Here is a 20,234-nt window from a genome sequence, read left to right as displayed (position 1 = left end):
ACTGGACACTACCACGGGTAGGTGGGGAATCCATGGATATCGCCGACGCCGTTACGACCGAGTACGTGGACGTGAACCCGGGCACCCGACTGGGGAAGATTCGGGGCATCTTCGACGGTGACCAGACGTTGGAGGCCATCGTCGTCCGGGGCGAGAGCGACAAGTTCGAGGGCATCGTCACCCGCAAGGACCTCGTGAGTTCGCACCACGACCCCGAGGCGAAGGTCCGGTCGGTGGTGCGCCACCCGCCGACGGTGGCCAGAGACGAGGACGTGCGCGAGACCGCGCGGTTGATGGTCGAGGGGCAGGTCAAGATGCTCCCGGTTCTCGACGACGACGGCGTCCTGCGGGGCGTCGTCAACGCGAAGGACCTGCTGGAGATGGTGCAGGACAACCTCGGTGCCCTCGACGTGTCGGACGTGTACACCGAGGACGTGGTGTCGGTCGAACCCGACACCGTCCTCGGGAAGGTCATCCACACGATTCGGACACACAAGTTCACCCGCGTCCCGGTCATCGACGGCACCGACGCGGTCGGGATGATAAGCCTCTACGACCTCGTGGACTTCACGACTCGGAAGATGACACAGGAACAGGGCGGCAACAACAACGCCACCGACTCGTTCGGCGGCGGCGTCTCGAAGAGTCAGGGTCGCACCCACGGCGGTTGGGGCGAGCGGTCGGGGTTGGAGGCGACGATGACCAACCTGCCCGCCCGCGACGTGATGAACTCGCCCGCGGCCACGATTCCGCTCGACGCCGGACTCGACGAGGCGTTCGCGAAGATGCAGGACCACGGCTACTCGTCGCTCATCGTCGTCCCGGAGGAGTTCGAATCGCCCGCGGGCATCGTGACGATTACCGACCTGCTCCGGGCGCTGACGTGGACCGGCGACCAAGAGCAGCGCTCCGACGTGCAGGTGTTCGGCGTGGACCTGCTGGACGTCCTCTCGCGCGAGGAGATAGTCGAGCGAATCGACGAAATCGACGGGAAGTACAAGGACATGGACATCCTCGAAGCGAACGTCCGCTTCCACAAGCACAAGGAGCAGCATCGGGGGACGCCGTTCGTCCGATGCACGATACGACTGTTCACCGACGAAGGGTTGTTCTCCGGGACCGGCGAGGAGTACGGTGCGCAGGCCGCCTTCAAGAACGCCGCCGACATCGTCGAGCGCAACGCCCTCGACGACAAGGAGCGCGAGTCGCCGCGCCACCAGATGGAACAGGAGCGCGAGCGAACCGCCGAACTCGTCGAGTGGTGGACGACGACCGAGACGAGTAGTTGAGAGTCGGCGACCACCCGGCCCGTTCGCGTCGACGGTTACGGCGAACTGTTTTTCGAGACGACTCGCCGGTGACGTGCGGTAGTATTCCGATTCTCTCTTCCTCCTACTCTCTCCTGTAGCCTCGTCACTCGCATCTGCTCGGGGGTGTAGTGCCTACTGAGGAGGCGTCCGACTGCGTTCGGGAGCGGTTGCTACCGGCGGATACGTAGCCGGATAGAGTCCACACAGACTCCAGTAGGAGTAGTTCAATTAAATATCCCTAATAGAATAATTTATTGTATGCCAGCTTAACCGAACTATCCGAGGTATGACAGACGACTCCCCCGACCGTCCCTCGAACGACGGTACTCGACGACAGTTCATGAACGGCATCGTCTCGCTGGGTCTCGGCGCTCTCGGTCTCCCCCTGCTGTCGGAGTCCGGCACGGCGGCGTCCGGTCCGGCGGTCCCCGAAAAATTCCGCGTGACCGGTCGTGAAATCGTCAAGACCAAGATTCGACCCGACAGCGTGACCGTCACGAAACGGAAGATAAGCGACGACCTCCGGCGGCGCTACGGCATCACCCCGCCGGTGCTGACTAAGACCGAGACGTTCGACCGGCCGAAGGCCAAACAGGACGACCTGCCGCTCCGAGACACGCGGACCGAGAAGCGACCGTGGGACACCTACTACGCGAAGGAGGACGAGTGGAAGGCCCACTACCGGAAGACCGGCGGAGTCAGCGTTCAGGCCCGCGACCCCGACGAGGAGGACCATCCCTACGGCGTCTGGGAGTACGAGGCGGTCGACGGTGGATACGAGACGGCGGCCCCGATGAACGTCATCTCCGAACAGTCCGCGGCCGACGTCGCCGGAGTGCTGACGAGCAACGGGTGGACCGACAACGTGGTCCAGTACAACCGTTACGCGTACAACAGCGCGACGAACCAGTTCGAGCAGCAGGACAAGTCCGTCGCGACGAGTACCTTCGGCTTCCTCGGCCGAAACCATCTCAAGATGTGGGAGTTCGAGGGCTACGTCTCCGGGTCGGCCCACGTCGACAGTTCGGTCCCCCACGAGGCCACGTCGTTCGACGACGCCGAAGCAGCCATCGAGGACGTCTTCGACGGCGCGTCGAACTGGTACGGCTACGACGACTACTACGACATGAACAACGGCTCCCAACTCGACCACGACGGCTCAGCGACGAAACTCGTCGAGTACTGACCGCGACCCAGATTTATTTCTCCACACCCACAACGATACGCTATGAACTGGTACGCCGCCCTCCGCCCGCGTCGGAGTCTCGTCCTCCCGCTCCTCGCGGTCGCCGTCCCGACGCTGTACTTCGTCTATCGGGACGCCGCGATGGGGTGTCCGTCGGCCCGTCCGTGTCTCGACGCGGCCCACGCTGGCTACGCTCTCGTCGGACTCGCCGGAGCCTACCTCGCCGCAGTCGTCGTTCTGGCGTTCGCGGACGCGTCGGCGCTTGCGAGCCACCACCCGTACGCGAGACTCGCGTTCCGGCCGACCGACCGAACGCTCGCGGTCCTCGGCGTCTTCGGGGCCGCGACCGGGACCTACCTGCTCGCGACGCTCGTCACGACGGTTCCGGGGTGGCTCGACCTCGTCCTCGCGCCGTTCGGTCTCGTCCTCGCGCTCCCGTTCGCCGCGAGTTACGCCGGGATGGTCGTCGTCACCGACGCATTACTCTCGGAACCGCCGACGTGGGTACAGACGGCGGTCGTCGCCGCCTCGCTCGCACTGACGGCCGTCTGGGTGTTCGCGCTGGCGACCGGAACCGCCGGACTGCTCGGGGCGTGGCTGCCCGCGAGCGTCCAGTCGCGGTAGCCGACCCGAGAACGGAGCGCCGCCTTCTGAACGCTTCTTTCTCGACGGCACCGCCGTCCACTCGGTGATTGTCGTCCCGAACTCGCGAGGTGTGGATTTCGACGGTTCTGTGCGCAGGTCGCGTCTTGTACGGGTCGTCCGTTTACCCGAATCATCGCGGCTTGAACACGCGGAACCCGCGTTACCGCAGACCAGTCGGGATTACCTCGCGGAAAGTCCTGATTTCGGCGGCAGAGAACACCGGTCCGGAAGTACCCGAACCGGCCGGTCCGAGAGTACTGGACGAGAGACGGTCGGACGGACGCGTAGCCCACAGCGACAGCAGAGTGCGGCGTGAATCCTCGAAGCCGTACTCAGCCACCAGTACCGCCGTCGCGCGGTTCGGCGGGTTCGAGCGACAGTTGGAACAGGGAATCGCAGCGTATCGAGGAGGTGACGCGGTACCACTTTCCGACCTGTATACTGGGGAGTCCGGACTCACCCTGCGTAGTCGTTTCAGCAGCAGTCGTCTCCGTTTGGACGGTCGTCTCGTTCGCCGTCGTTTCGTCGTCGGGCGTCGTCGTCTCGTTTGCAGGTGTCCCCGTTTCGTTCGCCGTCGTCGTCTCCTCTTGAAGCGCGGCCTCGGTCGTCGTGGTGGTCTCGGTCTCCTCAGTGGTCTCCGTCGTAGTCGTCTCTGTCGTCGTGGTCGTCGTTTCGGTCGTCCGGTTCGATACTGCCTGCGAAGGCACGAACAGCCCCTCGTATCCGAGGTCGATTCCGTCCCTGTACGCCCGGACGATGAATATCTGGTACTCTCTGGACTGACCGCCAGTGCAGTCCGCCGGGATAGGCTCGGTCCGGGCGTTTCCCCCCCGAGTCCTGCGGTCGGAGCCACACCCGGAACAGGTCACCGCTCTGGAGGCTGTAACTGTAGGCGTTCCGGGTGCGCTGGTCCTGCGCGGAGACGCCGCTCGCGACCCATCCGAGTCCGACGACCCCCGCGGCCGCGCCGGCCCTGAGAACGTCGCGTCGTCGTAGTGAGTTCCCGTCCTCGGCCATGCCCGCACCTGCATCACGTCGCGTCTTATAGCGAATCGGCCGTTCACGTAGTTGGGAGCACGTAACGAGCGGACACTCGCCGGTTACGACCGTAGAATGGGGGTTAAGAGCGGGAAACGGGGGCTTTCCGGTCAGTCCCAGAACGACTGGGTGCGGGCGTACTGGCGCTCCTGTGCGAGGATGTCCCGGTAGAAGTCGTCCTCGTCCTCGCGGAGTTTGGCGATGATGCGGGCCGCGTTCTGCGGGCCGACCCCGCGGGCCGCCAGCGCGACGACCGCCCGCTTGCCGTGGCTCTGGACCAGATTGGCGGCCTTGTAGGCGCGCCGGGTCATCTTCTCCTGCTCGTCGTCCTTGTCGTTCGAGCGCACGGCCTTGACCACCTCGTCGGCCCACGGGTTGAGCGCCGCGACGCGGGTCGAACCGCACTCGGGACACTTCGGCTGGTCGCGGACGCGCCGGACCGGCTTCTTGCGCTTCCAGTCCGCGCAGTGGAGGCAGAGCAGGATGACCTCGTCGTCCTGAATCCGGTCCTTGACCGTCTGGATGACGCTGGCGTCGGCGTTCTCGGGCGCGAGCAGTTCCCGGCCTGACGAGATGCCGCCCGACCCGACCGGGGTGCGGCCGCCAGTCGTCACGACGTCGACGTCGCCCGACCGGATTCGGCGGAGGACCTCGCTGGCCCGCTCGACCGCGAGGTCGTCGTGAAACACCTCCCGGACCGCCTCGTCGTACATCGGCGTCTCTTCGAGGGCGGCCATCAGCCTGTCCATCTGCGGGCCGCCCGCGCTGCCACCGCCCTCCCAGCGCCGGAGCGCGCCGAACTTGGCGGCGACCTGCGAGAGTTTGAACTTGAGCGAGTCCGAGTGCTTGAGGCTCAACTCGATGATGGCTTCGACGTGGTCGGGGTCGGTCTCTTCGAGGACCGCCGCGACCTCCTGTCCGTTTACCTTCGCGGGCACGTCCAACTCGATGCGGTAGGGGTCCACCTCCAGTCCGACCGACGACCCAGTTCGCTGGCCGACCAGCGACGAGAGGACCCGGCCGAGCGTCTCGTTGACCTTGTGGCCGAAACAGGCGTTGAGAACGACCGTCCGAGCGGCGTGTTCGACCACGATTCGGTCCGCGGTCGGGAGCGGGGCGTCGGCCTCGGCGTGGCGGTCCAGTTGCGAGAGCGCCTCGCTCGCGGTGTACTCGTCCGTGGGATAGCGGTTCGTGAACTCCTTGGCGACGCCCTCGCGGGGCGCGCCGCGCTCGAACTGGGGACCCGCCACGGCGCGCATCTCGCCGACCTCCTGCGCGACGTCGTAGGGCACCGGAATCTCCTCGCCGACCCACGACGGAATCTCACCGCCGGGGTCCTCGATGGGCGAGACCTTGACGGTCTCCTCGTCGTCGTCCACCTCGGTGATGCGCCACATCTCGCCGCGCTGGACGAATATCTCGCCGGGTTGGGCGAAGTTGACGACGAACCGCTCGTCGAGCGTGCCGACCTGCGACCCCGACGCGATGTCCTCGACGGTGTACTTCTGCTCGTCGGGAATCATCGAGAGGTTGGCGTAGAAGTACTGCCACGTCTGGCTCGACTTCTCCAGTCGGTCCTCGGCCTCGTCGAGCCAGACGAGTCGGTTGCTCTTCAACTCGCGACAGACCGCCTTGAACTCCTCCTCGGAGAGGTCCCGGAAGGGGTAGGCCCGCGTGACGATGTCGTAGGCCCGCATCGCCGAGAGGTCGCCGAAGTCCATCACCAACCCGACTATCTGGTTGGCCACGGTGTCGAGGCTCCCGTCGTGAATCTCGGCGTCCTCCACGTCGCCCGCCTTCGCGCGCCGGGCGATGGCGAGGGCTTCGAGGGTGTCGTCGGGGTGCTTGGTGATTATCGTGCCGTGAGAGACCTCCTCGCTCCGGTGGCCCGCGCGCCCGACGCGCTGGAGCAGGCGTGCGACCTCTCGGGGACTGGAGTACTGGACCACGTGGTCGATGCGACCCACGTCGATGCCGAGTTCCATCGAGGAGGTGCAGAGCAGGGCGTCGAGCTTCCCGGCTTTGAATCGGTCCTCCACGTCGATTCGGGCCTCCTTCGACAGCGACCCGTGGTGGACGCCGACGTTCGCGTCCAACTCCTTGAACCGCGACCCGAGCGCCTCGGCGGTCTGTCGGGTGTTGACGAATATCAGCGTCGAGTCGTGGTCCTCGACGATTTCCAGAATCGCCCGGACGTGACTCGCCATCGACTCTTCGGTGGCGAGTCTGCCGGCGAGTCGCTCGTCCTCCTCGGTGATTTCGGGCTCCCGGACCTCGAACTCGACCTTGCTCCCCACGTCCACTTCCACGATTTCGGGGGCGTCGCGCTCGGCGGGGTCGCCGGTCAGGAACCGGCCGACCTCCTCCGGGTCGCCGACGGTCGCCGACAGGCCGATGCGCTGGAAGTCGTCGGCCAACTCGCGGAGTCGTTCGAGTCCGATAGTCAACTGCGCGCCGCGCTTGGCGCTGGCGAGTTCGTGGACCTCGTCTATCACGACGTGGTGGACGTCTTCGAGGGCCGTGCGTAGCTTCGACCCGGTCAGCATCGCCTGCAGGGTCTCGGGCGTCGTCACCAGCACGTCCGGCGGGTCGTTGGCCTGCTTCTGGCGCTGGTAGTCGGTGGTGTCGCCGTGGCGCACGTCCACCCGGAGGTCCAACTCCTCGCCCCACCACTCCAGTCGCTGGCGCATGTCGCGGTTGAGGGCGCGCAGCGGCGTGACGTACAGCGCGGAGATGCCGAACCGGGGACCGTTCTCGGCCTGATTCTCCGCAATGGCGTCGAACACCGGCAACATCGCCGTCTCGGTCTTCCCGGTCCCGGTGGGCGCGATGACCAGCGCGTCGTCGCCGCGTGCCAGCGGCGGAATCGCCCGGCGCTGTGGCTCGGTGGGCGTCGAGAATCCGCGCTCGGAGAGCGCCGCCCGCACCTGCTCGCCGAACTGTGCGAAGGCCGCAGAACTCGCGGCCGCTCCGTCGCTCATTGGACGTTTTTAGCGGTTAGAGGGTGATAAGCACGTCGCCTCTAGAACCTGATAGGTGGGTCTCGGACGGCGTTTTTGGTCACGAACGGAGCGTCCGTCGGTCTCCGTTCTGGGTCTCGCGCACGGGTTGTCGAATCGGTAACTGAGAGACCTCGTTCTCCCTGTAACTGAGGACCGCGGGAGTCAGTTCCTCCGAAGCCAATCGCAACCGCAACCGCCTCAGAACGGGGTCTCGCTCACTGAGTGGGGACTCGAACAGAGAAGACGGAGTGAAGCTAGCTACTGCTTGAACTGAGGAGTCACCGCACGGCACCGCGACGGCCACGAAGACTTTTCTCAGCGGTCCCGAAGGTGACTCCATGGAGACGAAAGTCCACTTCCGGGAGAACCAGAACCTCGGCCACTCGTGGGTCTGGGGACTGCTCGGCCTGCGTGCGACCGCCGACATCGTGAATCTCGCCCGCGGGAAGCAGTCGGCCCGCGAGACGGTCGGCCGACTCCTCGCGCTCGGTGGCGTCGCGCTCCTGCTCCGGGTCGCCACCCTCCGGACGGAGTCCGCGAGGACGGAATCTACGTCGAGTTCGCGCCGTTCCACCGGTCGTTCAGGCGCATCCCGTTCTCGGACCTCGCCGACGTGCAGGAGACGGGCTACGGTCCGCTCCGCTACGGCGGGTGGGGCATCCGCTGGAGTCCCAGCGGTGTCGCTTACACCGCGAGCGGTCGGAGCGGCGTCCGCTTCGAGCGGACCGACGGCAAATCGACGTTCGTCGGGTCCGACCGGCCGGACGAACTCGTCGCGGCGGTGCAGGAAGCGTCGAGTCAGACCGTCTGATACTCGCCGAGTCGCGTCCCGTCCAGCAGATAGGCCTCTCCGTCCGCCAGTCCCTCCGGCAGGAACGGGGCCAGAAACTCCTGTCCCTCGACGTTGACCCACGTCGCGCCGACGAGTTCGTTGAACGCCGGGAAGACCACCAGTTCCGCGCCCGCCCGGACGCCGCCCTCGCGTTCGGCGAACGCCGCCCCGGCCAGCGGTCCCCTGAGCCAGACGCGCTCGACTCGGCTCCCGCCCACCTCGTCCTCCAGTCGGACCGCGGGGTGTTCGTGGCCGACGCAGACGACGTCGCTGTCGAGGACCTCCGGCGCGGGCCACGTGTGGCCGTGGGCGAACCCGACCGAACCCAGACGGACGCCCGCGCCCGCCGTCACGTCGAGGTCCGCCCACGACTCGATAGCGCCGTCGTGGTTGCCCTTGACCAGCGTGGCCGCCACGCCCCGTTCGTCGAGGCGCTCCAGCAGGACCTCGATTTCGCCGCGCTCGGCCCCGCCGGGGTCGCCGATGGCGTGCATCAGGTCGCCCAGAAAGAGGACTCGGTCGGGGTCGGTGCGCGTGACCAGCGCGAGCAGTCGCTCGCGTCGCTGCTGTGCGCGACTGTCGAGCGAGACGCCCTCCGCGCGGAGGGCCTGCTCGATGCCCGCGTGGAAGTCGGCGACGACCAGCGCGCGCTCGCCGTCGGGTCCCACCTCGGCGACCGCCGCTGGCTCGCCGGGAACCGGCTCCACGAGGCTCATCAGATGGGCTTGAGCGTGTCCTCGCCCGACTCGTAGCATCGCCCGGCCATCAGCGCGGCTTCGAGCGCGTCCTCCACGTCGGCGGGCGTCACGTCGTAGGCCTGCACCACCGCGGCCAGCAGCGTCTCGCGGGCGACGCCGTCGCCGTCGTTCAACTCGCGCATCTGGTCCATCACGGTGTCTTCGAGGTTCTCGGGCGTCCCCTGCTCGCCGGAGTCGGCGTCGGACTCCTCGTCAGCCTCGTCGGCGTCCGACTCGGCCACCTCGTTCTCGCCGATGGACGCGCCGGGCGCTTCCGCGGCGGCCGTCTCCCCGCCTGCGGGGGCCGCGTCGGCGTCGTTGACGACCTCCTCGGTGCCGCCCGACGCCGACTCCACGCCCTGTAGCTCGTCGGTGTCCACTTCCTCGGCGGTCGGGTCGGCGGGTTCGCCCGCGTTGGGGTCCTCGTCGGCCAGTTCGGACTCGCGCTCGGGCGTCGGCTCGTCCGGACCCTGTTCGGGGTCGGGGCTGGGGGCCTCCATCTCCGACTCCTCGGGACTCTCGACTTCGCTCCCCGAGGAGAACTCCAGTCCGTACTCCTCTTCGACCTGTTCGCGCTCCTCCTCGTCGAACTCGTACATCTCGTCGCCCGCCCCGGCCGTGCCGAGGTCCGGTCCGTCGTCCTCGGGTTGCCCGTCGTCGTCGGTCTCGGGCGCGAACGACTCCTCGGTCGAGGTGCCCTGTTCGGACTCGACGGTCGGCGGTTCGTCCGTCCCGATTTCGTCCTGCAGTTCGGCCGCCTCCTCCGCGTCCTCGACCTCGGGGGCGTCCTCGGGTTCGGCGTCCGCCGCCGCTTCGGGGGCCTCCTCCGTCTCCGTTTCCGGGGCCGCCTCCGATTCGGTCTCGGGGTCTGTCTCGGATTCGTCCACGGTGGTAGTTGGGGCCTCGCCGAGGTCGTCGCTTGTGGCCGTCTCGGGTTCGTCGAAGTCGCCGATGTCCGTCTCGGCGTCCGCGGTCGGTTCGGGGTCGGAACTCCCCTCGGGGACCGCTTCGGTTTCGTCCGCTTCGGTCCGGGCCTCGGCGGGCGGCGTCTCGGTCTCGGGGTCCATCTCGTCGCTCGGTTCGGTGGTCTCCTCGCCCGACTCCGTGGCGGTCTCGTCTCGCGGTTCCGCCGCCGACTCCGCCGAAGCGCTCGCGGTCTCCAGTTCCGCGAGGTCGCCCGCCTCGTCGTCGGTCAGCGAGTAGTCGAGGCTCATCGCCACCTCGTCGCCGCCCTCGCCGGGAGCGAGTTCGAGCGGTCCCACGTCGTCGGCCGAGAGTTCGCCTGCGACCACTCTGGTCGAATCGACCGCGAGGTCCCAGACCTCCGCGAGGTAGGCCTTCGTCGTGCCGTAGTGGTCGAGCGCCAGCGGAACGCCCGAGGCGAGTCCCGAGTCCACGCCGCTGGCTTCGAGGGCCGCTCGGAGCGCGTCGCCGCGCTCGCCCGAGTCGATGGCGTCGGCGACCGTCGAGACCCGCGAGAGGGTCTGCTCGGCGGTCTGGACCACCCAGCGGTCACGCGTCTCGGCGTCCACGCGGTTGATGGACTCGGGGCGAATCGACGTGAACACCCGGTCGGAGTCCTCCGGTTGGAAGGTCCGGGCCTTGCCCGTCACCGCGACGAACGCGGGCGGAGACGCGTTCTCCAAGAAGGCCATCTCGTCGGGTTGGTACTGCCCGGCGTAGAGGACGAACGCGCCGGTCGGGTCCACGACCCGCGCCCGGAGTACGTCGTCGCCGACCTGCTCGATTTCGGTCAGGACGCCGACCACGAACAGGCGGTTGATTCGCGCGCCCGTCGGCGTGACCACGTAGTTGGGGGCGCGCTCCTCGTCGCTCTCGGAGTAGTCGAAGTCGGCGTCGTCGTACTCCGCGGCGAACACGCGCCACGCGACTTCGCGGCGGCCCGCGCCGCCCTGACTGTCGGAGTCGGACCCGTTCCCGTCGCCGTTGGAACTCATTCTGCCACCTCCGCGAGCAGGGACTTCGCACGGTCGGCGGGCGCGTCAGCGGACCGCTCGAACTCCGAGACTTCGAGGTTCGCGCCGTAGTCGTCCACCGAGAGGTTCCCCCGGACGCGGTACTCGTGGCCGACGACGCGGTCACGAATCTCGTCGGCGACGACCTCCTTGTCCATCGCCTCGCGGGCCTGAGCCTTCGCGTCCTCGACGTCGCCGCCGTAGACTTCCTCGGTGCGTTCGTCGTCGAGGACCGCGGTCACGGTGCCGGTCCCGTCGTCGATAATCGCCTTCACGCGCAGGTCGTCCTGCCCGTCCACGTCGCCGTGACTCCGGCACTGTCCGTTCTGGACGACGCGACCGCACTCGGGACAGCGCTCGATGAGGCCCGACCCGTCGCGGACCGCGACGACGTTGCCGACGACCTCCACGTCGTACGCGCCGCCGGTCTCGACCGCGTCGCGGACCGTCATCCGCGTGCCGGTGTCGCTAATCGCCAGTTCGCGGTCGAGCGGGGCGACCTCGGTGAACTCCGAGAGGTTGACCGAGGGGACGCCCCGGAACTCCCGGACGTACACGTCTTCGAGTCGCATCGTCGCGCCTTCGGCGACTTCGGGCCGGGCCTCCCAGTCGGTGAACGGGAGCCGGGCCGACTCGTCGGCGAGGACGCCGCTCTTGATTTCGGTCTCGCCGTCGCGGCCGTCGATGGTCTTGCGCTCGACTTCGACGACCTCGACGTCGAGGTCGATGCCGCGGTCGCCGGGTTCGAGGTCCGCGAGGTCGGCGTCGCCGCCCACGGGGTACGGGACGTCGATGTCGTCCTCGAAGGCGACGTTGGTGCTCTCGCCGAGGTTCAGTTCGGGTTTCCCGTCCCACTCGCGGACGCCGGCGTTGCCCGCGGTGATGGTGTCGCCCGCCGAGAGACCGAAGTCCTCCCACGCGGTGTACGAAATCTTCCCGGTCTCGTCGGCGAGTTCGCCCTCGTGGATGACCTGCTCGTTGCCCTGATACCGAATCGAGCGCTTGCCGACCGTCAGCACCTTCGCGGTGACGGTGACGTTGCTGTCCTCGGTGGACACGTCGGCGATATCGGTCTGGGAAGGTTCGCTCGAACCGCCGCCGCCGTCGCCGTACTTCCGTCTGAGGCTCTGCTTGGCCTCGTCCACCGGGACGCTGTACTCCACCAGATTCTCGAGGTCCGCCTTGACCTCCTCCTTGTCGACGCCGAGGTCGGAGGCGAGGTCCTCGGCATGGTCGTCCAAACTCATCACTCGAACTTTGCCCGGGCGGATTAAAAGTGTTCGTTGTGGGAGCCGAACGCACCGCCTCCCGGTTGGTCTCCCGGTCGCTTTCGGCGGTTGGTCGAGCGAGCGAATCCGGCCGGACGGTCGCGGAGAAAATCGAGCGAGTCACCGGAGTCGAATCGGCCACCGGAACGACACCGACAGCGCGGAGTTACGGTACTCCACGACCGCCCACACCAGCACGGTCAGGACCAGAATCAGTGCGGCCGCGGCGTCGGCGAACCCCATCCAAATGGGGAGGACGAACGAGATGCTGTTCGTGACTTTCCGGGGCGAGAATCCGGCGACGGAGGTCGTCGGAGACCGGTCGGTCCCGTTCACTCCCTGCGATTGGAGGTCGGCCCGCGCGGCCGCGGGGCCGCCCGCGCTCTCGTCGCCCGTGCCGAGGCGTTCGAGTTCGTAGGGCGCGTAGAAGGGGGCGCTCCAGACCACGTCGCCCCGCGGATTAACCTCCAGCACGCGGTGAGCGTTCGTGTCGGCGATTAGCGTGTTCCCGTCAGGGAGGCGGTCGGCGTCGCGAGGCCACTTCATCCGCTCGTCGGACCAGACCCACGTTCGCTTCCACTCGCCTCCCGCTCGCTGGTACTCGACGACGCGGTCGTTGAGCGAGTCGGCGACCACGACCGCCGGCCCGCCCTCGGACTCGGGGATGTAATCGGGGTTGTGCTGCTCGTAGAGGACGCCGTGGGCACCGTCAGCGCCGAGCGTCCAGTTCTCCTGCACGCCCGTCTCGGGGTCCACGAAGACCACCGAGTCCTGATTCCGGAGGCTGGTCATGAGACGGCCGTCCCGGAGTCTCTCCACGTCGTTGAGGTGTGCCCAGTCGGCCGGGTAGGGACCGCCGCCCGCGATGGGGTAGGACTGCTTGGTGGACCACTCCCACGTCGTCGTTCCGGTCGTGGTGTTGACGACGTACATCTCGTCGGTGTTGATGGCCCCGACCAGCAGGTGGCTCTCGTCGAGGCGGTCCACGTCGTGCCAGTTGGCCCCGCGGTCCTGCGGGATGATTCGGGAGTAGACGCGCTCGATTTCGCCGGTCGTGAGGTTGACGCGCTCGACCACGGAGACGGTACACTTCCCCTCGCAGTCGCCGCCGTCGTAGTCGTGTTCGGCGACGTACTCGACGGTCCTCCGGGTTCCCTCGACGGGGTCCACGTCGAAGTAGCCGTGGTACGAGTCGTTGTGGTAGAGGACTTTCCCACCGGGACCGAACGCGACCAGTGCGGCCAATTCGCCCTTCATCCCGTGACCGGCGACGACCGTGACGTTCCCGGTGGGCGCGACGACCGACGCGCGTTCCTCCGCCGGGAGTTCGGCCTGTCGCTCGTAGGTCGTCACTGCGGCGTTGGCCGGCGAGGAAACGTAGCTATAGCCGAGCGTGCTGGCACAGAGAACGACCACCAGAGCGAAAGCGACGCGGTAGCGGCGCACGTCCTGAACTACACGCTCTTAGACATAAATCGACCGGGAGCGCGACGGGGTATCGGTGGTGCCGAAGTGGAGGCGATGGGAGCGAGGGAACTCGAGGGTTCGAGGGAAAATATCAAACCGGTGGCTCTGTTCCTAGACGTATGACCACTACTGACAGACCGACCGTCGAGGACGTGATGTCCGCGCCGTTGGAGACGATTTCGAAGGACGCGACCGTGATGGAGGCGGCCGAGCGGATGCGAGAGAAGGACATCAGCGCGCTGGTCGTCACGACCACGCCGCGGGCGATAATCAGCAGTACCGACGTACTCGACGCCGTCGCCGACGGACGCGACACCTCGGAGTTGCAGGTCTCCGACGTGATGACCACCGACGTCGAGACCGCCACGCCCGACCTCTACATGGAGGAGGTGGCCGCGATGATGACCACCTACGGCATCAAACACCTCCCGGTCGTGGACGACGACTACGTCGGGATGGTCTCATCGACCGACGTCACCGCCCACCTCTCGTAGCCGAGACGGACGGCACCGGCTACGAGACGTAGCCGCGACAGCCGGTACACCCGCCACGTCTCGCGGGCCACCGAAAGCGGTTTTCCGTCCGGACGACAACTCCGGGTATGCGCGTGGTCGTCAACGCCGCGATGAGCGCCGACGGGAAACTCTCCTCGAAGCGTCGGGAACAGATAGCCATCAGCGGCCCGGACGACTTCGACCGGGTGGACGCGCTCCGGGCGGGGAGCGACGCAGTGATGGTCGGCGTGGGCACGGTGCTGGCCGACGACCCGCACCTCACGCTCGACGACCCCGAGCGACAGACCGCCCGTCGAGAGCGGAGCGAGTCGGCCCATCCCCTGCGGGTAGTCGCCGACTCGCGGGCGCGGACCCCGACCGACGCTCGGATTCTGGACGACGCCGCCACGACCTACGTCCTCGTCGCGGAGTCCGCGCCCGCAGACCGAATCGAGGCGCTGGAGACCGCGGGCGCCCGACTCGTCACCGCGGGCGACGAACGCGTGGACCTCTCCAGCGCGCTCTCGTCGCTCGAACGCGAGGGCGTCGAGCAGTTGATGGTTGAGGGCGGGGGCGAACTCATCTTCTCGCTGTTCGAGGACGGCCTCGTGGACGAACTCCGAGTGTACGTGGGGTCCCAACTCGTCGGCGGCAGGGACGCCCCCACGCTGGCCGACGGCGAGGGGTTCGTCGCCGAGTTCCCGGAGTTGGAACTGGACGACGTGTCGCGAATCGACGACGGCGTGTTGCTGCGGTACGCCGTGGTCTGAAAACTGGGTGACTGACGGAGGTCACTTCTCGATTCGTTCGATAGACAGCGTGTGGCCGGTTCGCTGACCGTGGTCGATGAGAACGTCCGCGGGTCGCTCGTCGCCGACGCTGACGACCTTCTCGAAGGGACAGTCCCGACAGGACACGCGCATCCGAGTTTCTTCTTCGCCCATAGCTGTCACTCGGGCGGTCGTTTCGAAGGCGTCCGGTGAGTTACTATCCCCTGCTATAACGGTGCATTTTTGACTGCGGGCGGTACGGTCGGCGAAAAAGATGGAAGGAGTCGGTCGGCGAGAGGAGCCACTCAGTGGGAGTGGCCGGTCATCTCGCCGAACGTCTGGCCGAATCGCTCTTCGAACAGTTCCATCGTCTTCTCCTCGTTGGCCAGTACCTCCTCGTCGGGGTCCTCGTGCGCGTGGTGGACGAGTGCGTGGGCCTGCTGTGCGAACGAGAGCATCGTCAGGTCGCCGAGCACTTCCGGCGCGGTTTCGGAGTCGTCCTCGCGGAGCGCGTCCACGATTCCGGTCGGGAGCGTCAGTTCTTCGGCGTCGCCGTCCGGTGATTCGATGGTGTACGTCACGGTCTCGACGTCGGTGTCCGTCATACCCTCACGTTCCCCGGGCGGACGTAAAGAAGTGCGGATGTTGGACCGAACACGGAGAACGACCCGGAACGCCCCGTCGCGAGGACGGGATATGTTTCGGTTCGTAACGCTTTTGACTGACTGTTCAGTAAGTTTCGGTAGAGAATGGACGCAGAGATTTCCGAACGGACGACGGAGGCGACGTACCCCGCCCTCTGCGAGTACGGCCACGCCGACCCGACGATGCAACGAGTAGCGAACGAATCGCCGCTCTCGAAGGCGACCACCCGCGACCGTTTCGACGGAAATCCGGAGGTGGTCGCGTGAGTTTCTTCGAGGGGCAAGAGGAACTCGACCTCACCGAGGGCGGCATCGTCAAGCCGCTCGTCTTCCTCTCGCTGCCCATCGTCATCACGAACTTGATGCAGACGGCCTACAACCTCGCGGACACCTTCTGGCTCGGCCAGTACTCCACCGAGGCGCTGGCCGCGATTAGTTTCGGCTTCCCGATGGTGTTCCTGCTCATCTCGCTGGGGATGGGCCTGTCCGTCGCAGGGAGCGTCCTCGTGGCCCAGCACACCGGGGCCGACGAGACCGAGGAAGCCGAGTACGCCGCCTCCCAGACCGTCTCCTTCGCGTTCATCGCGTCGGTGATACTCGGGGCGGTCGGCTATCCCTTCGTCCGGCCGTTCCTCGACTTCCTCGGGGCTTCCCCGGCGGTGCTTCCCGGCGCGACGGCCTACATGCAGGTCATCGCGCTCGGACTCCCGTTCATGTTCGGCTTCTTCGTGTTCATCTCGCTGATGCGCGGTGCCGGTGACACGCTCACGCCGATGTTCGTGATGGCCGGAACGGTCGTCCTGAACGTCGTCCTCGACCCGTTCCTCATCAACGGGTGGACGGTGGTCCGGAACGCGCCGCTCGTCGGGACCGTCGGCTTTCCCGAACTCGGCATCCAAGGGGCGGCCATCGCGACGGTGTTCTCCCGGAGCGTGGCGATGCTCGTCGGACTCGGCATCATGCTCTCGGGGTCCCGCGGAATCGAAATCAATCTAGATGACATGCGCCCGGACTTCCAGTATCTGCGGAAGATTCTCCAAATCGGAATCCCCGCGAGCGTCGAAGGGACCGGGCGCGCGCTCTCCATCAACGCGCTGTTGCTCATCGTCGGCCTGTTCCCGACGACCGTCGTCGCGGCCTACGGCATCGGGACGCGAGTGTTCTCGGTCATCTTCCTCCCGGCGATTGCGGTCGCGCGAGGCGTCGAGACGATGACCGGACAGAACATCGGCGCGGGGAAACCCGACCGCGCGGCGAAGGCGAACTACGTCGCCGCCAAGGGCCTGTTCGTCGTTCTCGCGGTGCTGGGCGTCCTCATCTTCCTCGTTCCGACGCCTATCGTGGCGGTGTTCACCGACGACCCCGCCGTCCTCGAAGAGGGCGCGACGTTCCTTCGATACGTCGCGCTCTCGTTCGGTTTCATCGGAGTCATGCGGGCGTTCACCGGCGGGTTCCGCGGCGCGGGCAAGACGCTGGTAGCGGCCGCCATCTCCATCACCACGCTCGCCGGGATTCGCCTGCCGGTCGCGTACGTCGCCTCCCAGTTCCGCCTCTCGATTCCGTTCGTCCCGGAAGGGGCCATCTTCGGCGTTCGCGGCATCTGGGTGGCGTTCTTCGTCTCGAACGTGGCCGGCGCGCTCATCGCGTGGGCGTGGTTCTCCCGGGACACGTGGCGCGAGGGTGACGTTCGCGGGACGCCCGGCCCGGGTCCCGTCGATATGGAGGACAGTGAGACGGCGATTTCGGACGACTGACCCGGTATCGGTCGCGCTCGCGAGCGTTCCTGTTGGAATTTGCGGATATCGAACTCAGAAAGAGTTCGGAGTACTGGTTGGCTAAAAGCGTCTACTATCCCACTCGTGCCTCGGTGGTCCTGTGCCGACTCTGAGTCGGCACAGGGTCCTACCCGCCGTCTTCCGTCTCGGTCGCGTTGACGATGACCTGTTCGGTCGTCGTCGGGGTCTCGGTAGTCGTGTCCGGCGGGGTCGTTGTCGTTCCTTCTGTCGTCGTCGTAGTCGTCCCTTCGGTCGTGGTCGTCGTTGTCGTTCCTTCGGTCGTCGTTGTTGTTCCTTCCGTCGTCGTGGTCGTCGTCTCCGTCGTCGTAGTCGTTCCCTCTGTCGTGGTCGTCGTCTCTTCAGTCGTGGTCGTCGTCTCGGTTTGGGTCTGGCCTGCACCCTCCGTTCCTTGTCCGGCCGCGCTCCAGCACCTCGCTGTATCTCCGATTCGAGGAGTTGGAGTCGGTTGCTGAAGAAGATGGCGTCGGTGGTGAACGAGTAGGTCTGGCCCTGCTGAAGCGTCCCCTCACGCAGGAAGACGAGATTGTAGTTACCCGGTCCGCACCCCTGATAGTTCATGATGTAGCCGTTCCAGTCCGTGGGGTCCACGACCGCACCGTCTCCCTGGTTCGGGTTGGCCGGATTCACGTAGCCGAGAATCTGATTGACCGTCGGTTGCTGGATTCGGCTCACCGCTTGGAACCCGACGCTCGGCTGGTAATCGGACACGAACACCAGTGCTTGGAGTCCGTCTTGTGGCTGCGTCTGTTGTTGTTGTTTCATCGTGTCCCCCGCGACGCTCCCGGTGCCCGCCAGTCCCAACGCGAGACCGGCGGCAGCGAGCGCCTTCTTCTTGCCGCTAGTGTCGTTCATGACGGGTCGGTAGCGTTTGTACCACCACCGCCGCCGCCACCGCCGCCACCGCCGCCGCCCTGCTGTATCGTCGATTCGAGGAGTTGAAGCTGGTTGCTGAAGTAGACGGCGTTGGTGGAGAACGAGTAGGTCGTCCCCTGCTGGAGCGACCCCTCACGCACGAAGATGAGTTCGTAGTTACCGGGACCGCACCCTTGGTAGTTGATGAGGTAGCCGTTCCAGTCGTCGGGGTCGACGACCGCACCACCACCTTGCTGCGGATTCGCCGGATTCACGTAGCCGAGTATCTGGCCAACGGTCGGTTGTTGAATCCGGCTCACTACTTGGAACGGGACGGTCGGCTTGTAGTCGTCCACGAACACCAGCGCCTGCAGACCGTCCTGTGGCTGGGTCTGTTGCAGTTGTGCTTCGGTGGTGTCCCCGGCGACGCTCCCACTGCTCGCCAGTCCGAGCGCGACGCACTCGACGCGAGCGCCCCCTTCTTCATGAACGAACGCCGCGAATCGTCGGTTTCTTCTACGTCGTTTTCTCGTGTCATAGTTCTCTCCCTCTGCCCCACCGAATCGGGGCATCCGTCAATGGGAGTGACAGCTCCATAAAAAAAGGAAGACCGTTCTGTTCGCAACGGATTATTGTACCGAATCTAATCTATAGTACAATCTCCACTCATTCTGTATTATTCGTTACTTATCTCTATCCCACCGTTGACGATACGCAACCTACGATACGGTGGTGCGTCGCCACACCGGGCAGGGGGCCGAGAGGGATAGGCAAGGTCTAGCATCGACGGCGGCGTTTCACTGGAGGGTTTCCGACAGAGCGAGGCGATTACTGGGCGTTGTACCGCGTCAGCAACGCGCTAGTGCGGTAATAACGGCGTGAACGGTCGTGCGTCTATATCTCTCGATACGGAGTGGAATCGCACACTTCGCCCGATGTCTCTCAAAGAAACACCGCGTTTTGAGGTGGTGTCGTAATGTCATCGAAAAGCGAGCGGCGACACACGACGGTGACGCTACTCGTCGCTGCGCTGCTCGTCGTCGGAGCAGGAGCGGTCACGACGCAGGCGACGACCTCGGACGACGCGACCGCGTTGCAGGAAACGACGACGGCGACGGTGAACCAGCAGGCCAACGTCACGATTCAGAATCTCACTGCACCCGAACGAGTGCGTGTGGGGACGAACTACACCGTCTCCGCGACCGTCGAGAATCGAGCCGGTGAGACGGTCACGAACCGGGTCAGCTACCAGATAGCCGGGAACGTCATCGCGGCGCAACTGGTCCAGATTCCGACGAACGGTACCCAGACCGTGGTCTTCAACGTCACGGAGGAGGATACCGAAGGGTTCCCCACAGGGACGTTCGTCCACGGCGTGTTCACCGAGAGCGCGGCGGCGACTGCGAACCTGACGCTGGTCGAAGCGACGGCCGATACAACGACGACCGAGACCACTACGACAGTCCAGAACGTTACGCCGACCGCGACGACGGTCGAGAACACGACGACGGCCGCGACGACACAGGCCACGACGACGGAGGAGACGGTTCAGGCGGAAGTCACGGCGACCGAGACGGTAACCACCGCGGAGGAGACCACGACGGTCACCGAGACGGAGACCACCACGACCACCACGACTGAGAACGCGACGGCCACTGCACGAGCGGAGGTCACCACGACGGAGACCACGGTAACCCAAACCGAAACCGCTACGCCCACTACAACCGAGACTGCCACGCCCACCGCAACCGAGACTGCCACCGCCACGGTGACAGAGAACGCGACGCCCACCGCAACGACAACGCAGGCAGAGGCCAGGACGGCGCACCTCACGTTCGAGCGACAGAACTCGAACGGTAGTACGGTCACCGTGCAGTCCGTGACCGTTCCCGACGGCGGGTTCGTCGTCGTTCACGATACCGGCGTCATCGAAGGAGAGGTCGTCGAGAGTATCGTCGGAGTCTCGGACTATCTGGAACCGGGGACCCACCGGAACGTCACGGTGGAACTCGCCCAACCGCTGAACCAGTCCCAGCGACTCGTCAGTATCGCGTACCGCGACTCGAACGATAATCAGGAGTTCGACTTCGTGACCTCGAACCGGACCGCCGACGGGCCGTACACGAAAGTGGATTCGAAGGAGGCGGTCAACGCCATCGCCGTCATCGACGTCAACGAGACGGCGACGAACGCGACGACCACCGAGGGGTGAGGTGA

At 66.1% G+C, this 20,234-nt stretch carries 19 protein-coding genes; 10 read left to right on the top strand and 9 right to left on the bottom strand.

Annotated elements, in window-relative coordinates:
* Positions 1 to 32: 32 nt before the first annotated feature.
* The 3 genes from FXF75_RS06435 to FXF75_RS06425 all read left to right on the top strand — a co-directional run bounded on the left by FXF75_RS06435 (position 33) and on the right by FXF75_RS06425 (position 3,120).
* The gene (locus FXF75_RS06435) at positions 33 to 1,289 is read left to right on the top strand and encodes a CBS domain-containing protein (protein WP_163520811.1); all 1,257 of its coding nucleotides are present in this window, start codon (positions 33 to 35) and stop codon (positions 1,287 to 1,289) included.
* Between the two features lie 307 nt (positions 1,290 to 1,596).
* Complete coding sequence (locus FXF75_RS06430; RefSeq protein ID WP_163520805.1) at positions 1,597 to 2,496, top strand: hypothetical protein; 900 nt, start codon at positions 1,597 to 1,599, stop codon at positions 2,494 to 2,496.
* A gap of 42 nt (positions 2,497 to 2,538) precedes the next feature.
* Positions 2,539 to 3,120 (top strand): hypothetical protein, encoded by a 582-nt coding sequence (locus FXF75_RS06425; RefSeq protein WP_163520804.1) that lies wholly within the window; start codon positions 2,539 to 2,541, stop codon positions 3,118 to 3,120.
* Positions 3,121 to 3,473: 353 nt separating this feature from the next.
* Here the strand turns inward: FXF75_RS06425 and FXF75_RS06420 are convergent, their stop codons facing one another.
* Both FXF75_RS06420 and FXF75_RS06415 read right to left on the bottom strand, forming a co-directional pair.
* Positions 3,474 to 3,848 (bottom strand): hypothetical protein, encoded by a 375-nt coding sequence (locus tag FXF75_RS06420; protein ID WP_163519532.1) that lies wholly within the window; start codon positions 3,846 to 3,848, stop codon positions 3,474 to 3,476.
* A gap of 441 nt (positions 3,849 to 4,289) precedes the next feature.
* Positions 4,290 to 7,160 carry a DEAD/DEAH box helicase gene (locus tag FXF75_RS06415; RefSeq protein WP_163520802.1) on the bottom strand — a complete coding sequence of 957 codons (2,871 nt, stop codon included), beginning with the start codon at positions 7,158 to 7,160 and terminating at the stop codon, positions 4,290 to 4,292.
* A gap of 406 nt (positions 7,161 to 7,566) precedes the next feature.
* Here FXF75_RS06415 and FXF75_RS06410 point away from each other — a divergent pair, with 406 nt between their 5' ends.
* Positions 7,567 to 7,992, top strand: a complete 426-nt coding sequence (locus FXF75_RS06410) for a hypothetical protein (RefSeq protein WP_163520801.1) — start codon at positions 7,567 to 7,569, stop codon at positions 7,990 to 7,992.
* Here FXF75_RS06410 and FXF75_RS06405 read toward each other — a convergent pair.
* The 4 genes from FXF75_RS06405 to FXF75_RS23280 form a co-directional block, all read right to left on the bottom strand.
* Positions 7,980 to 8,729 carry a metallophosphoesterase gene (locus FXF75_RS06405; RefSeq protein ID WP_163520799.1) on the bottom strand — a complete coding sequence of 250 codons (750 nt, stop codon included), beginning with the start codon at positions 8,727 to 8,729 and terminating at the stop codon, positions 7,980 to 7,982. The genes FXF75_RS06410 and FXF75_RS06405 overlap by 13 nt on opposite strands.
* Complete coding sequence (locus tag FXF75_RS06400) at positions 8,729 to 10,708, bottom strand: hypothetical protein (RefSeq protein ID WP_163520797.1); 1,980 nt, start codon at positions 10,706 to 10,708, stop codon at positions 8,729 to 8,731. The genes FXF75_RS06405 and FXF75_RS06400 overlap by 1 nt, the downstream gene beginning before the upstream one ends.
* Positions 10,705 to 11,973 (bottom strand): Single-stranded DNA binding protein, encoded by a 1,269-nt coding sequence (locus tag FXF75_RS06395; RefSeq protein ID WP_163520795.1) that lies wholly within the window; start codon positions 11,971 to 11,973, stop codon positions 10,705 to 10,707. The genes FXF75_RS06400 and FXF75_RS06395 overlap by 4 nt, the downstream gene beginning before the upstream one ends.
* Before the next feature lie 141 nt (positions 11,974 to 12,114).
* Positions 12,115 to 13,410: an arylsulfotransferase family protein gene (locus tag FXF75_RS23280; RefSeq protein WP_205427222.1), complete on the bottom strand. Its 1,296-nt coding sequence runs from the start codon at positions 13,408 to 13,410 to the stop codon at positions 12,115 to 12,117.
* 170 nt (positions 13,411 to 13,580) lie between these two features.
* Here FXF75_RS23280 and FXF75_RS06385 point away from each other — a divergent pair, with 170 nt between their 5' ends.
* Both FXF75_RS06385 and FXF75_RS06380 read left to right on the top strand, forming a co-directional pair.
* A complete protein-coding gene (locus FXF75_RS06385; protein ID WP_163520792.1) occupies positions 13,581 to 13,955 on the top strand; it encodes a cyclic nucleotide-binding/CBS domain-containing protein in 375 nt (124 codons plus the stop codon).
* Between the two features lie 107 nt (positions 13,956 to 14,062).
* The gene (locus tag FXF75_RS06380; RefSeq protein ID WP_163520790.1) at positions 14,063 to 14,725 is read left to right on the top strand and encodes a 2,5-diamino-6-(ribosylamino)-4(3H)-pyrimidinone 5'-phosphate reductase; all 663 of its coding nucleotides are present in this window, start codon (positions 14,063 to 14,065) and stop codon (positions 14,723 to 14,725) included.
* A gap of 21 nt (positions 14,726 to 14,746) precedes the next feature.
* Here FXF75_RS06380 and FXF75_RS06375 read toward each other — a convergent pair whose 3' ends face one another.
* Together FXF75_RS06375 and FXF75_RS06370 are read right to left on the bottom strand one after the other, a co-directional pair.
* Positions 14,747 to 14,899 carry a hypothetical protein gene (locus tag FXF75_RS06375; protein WP_163520789.1) on the bottom strand — a complete coding sequence of 51 codons (153 nt, stop codon included), beginning with the start codon at positions 14,897 to 14,899 and terminating at the stop codon, positions 14,747 to 14,749.
* A 131-nt stretch (positions 14,900 to 15,030) separates the two neighbouring features.
* Positions 15,031 to 15,330 (bottom strand): hypothetical protein, encoded by a 300-nt coding sequence (locus FXF75_RS06370; protein ID WP_163520788.1) that lies wholly within the window; start codon positions 15,328 to 15,330, stop codon positions 15,031 to 15,033.
* A gap of 144 nt (positions 15,331 to 15,474) precedes the next feature.
* Between FXF75_RS06370 and FXF75_RS22450 the strand changes: the two genes are divergently transcribed.
* From FXF75_RS22450 to FXF75_RS06355, 3 genes are all read left to right on the top strand, one after another.
* On the top strand, positions 15,475 to 15,636 hold the full coding sequence (locus FXF75_RS22450) for a hypothetical protein (protein ID WP_240334501.1): 162 nt from the start codon (positions 15,475 to 15,477) through the stop codon (positions 15,634 to 15,636).
* Positions 15,633 to 17,123 carry an MATE family efflux transporter gene (locus FXF75_RS06360; protein ID WP_163520786.1) on the top strand — a complete coding sequence of 497 codons (1,491 nt, stop codon included), beginning with the start codon at positions 15,633 to 15,635 and terminating at the stop codon, positions 17,121 to 17,123. The genes FXF75_RS22450 and FXF75_RS06360 overlap by 4 nt, the downstream gene beginning before the upstream one ends.
* Before the next feature lie 218 nt (positions 17,124 to 17,341).
* Entirely contained in the window at positions 17,342 to 17,617 is a 276-nt protein-coding gene (locus FXF75_RS06355; protein WP_205427220.1) for a hypothetical protein, read from the top strand.
* A 396-nt stretch (positions 17,618 to 18,013) separates the two neighbouring features.
* On the opposite strand, the gene FXF75_RS06350 is transcribed toward FXF75_RS06355, so the two are convergent.
* Positions 18,014 to 18,589, bottom strand: a complete 576-nt coding sequence (locus tag FXF75_RS06350) for a hypothetical protein (protein WP_163520784.1) — start codon at positions 18,587 to 18,589, stop codon at positions 18,014 to 18,016.
* A gap of 404 nt (positions 18,590 to 18,993) precedes the next feature.
* Here FXF75_RS06350 and FXF75_RS06345 point away from each other — a divergent pair, with 404 nt between their 5' ends.
* A complete protein-coding gene (locus FXF75_RS06345; protein WP_163520782.1) occupies positions 18,994 to 20,229 on the top strand; it encodes a hypothetical protein in 1,236 nt (411 codons plus the stop codon).
* The last annotated feature ends 5 nt before the right edge of the window (positions 20,230 to 20,234 follow it).

This window comes from Halorussus sp. MSC15.2, from assembly GCF_010747475.1.
Taxonomy (GTDB): Archaea; Halobacteriota; Halobacteria; order Halobacteriales; family Haladaptataceae; genus Halorussus.
The sequence above is the reverse complement of the archived record's forward strand: the minus strand, read 5'-3'. Positions and strand labels throughout refer to the sequence as shown.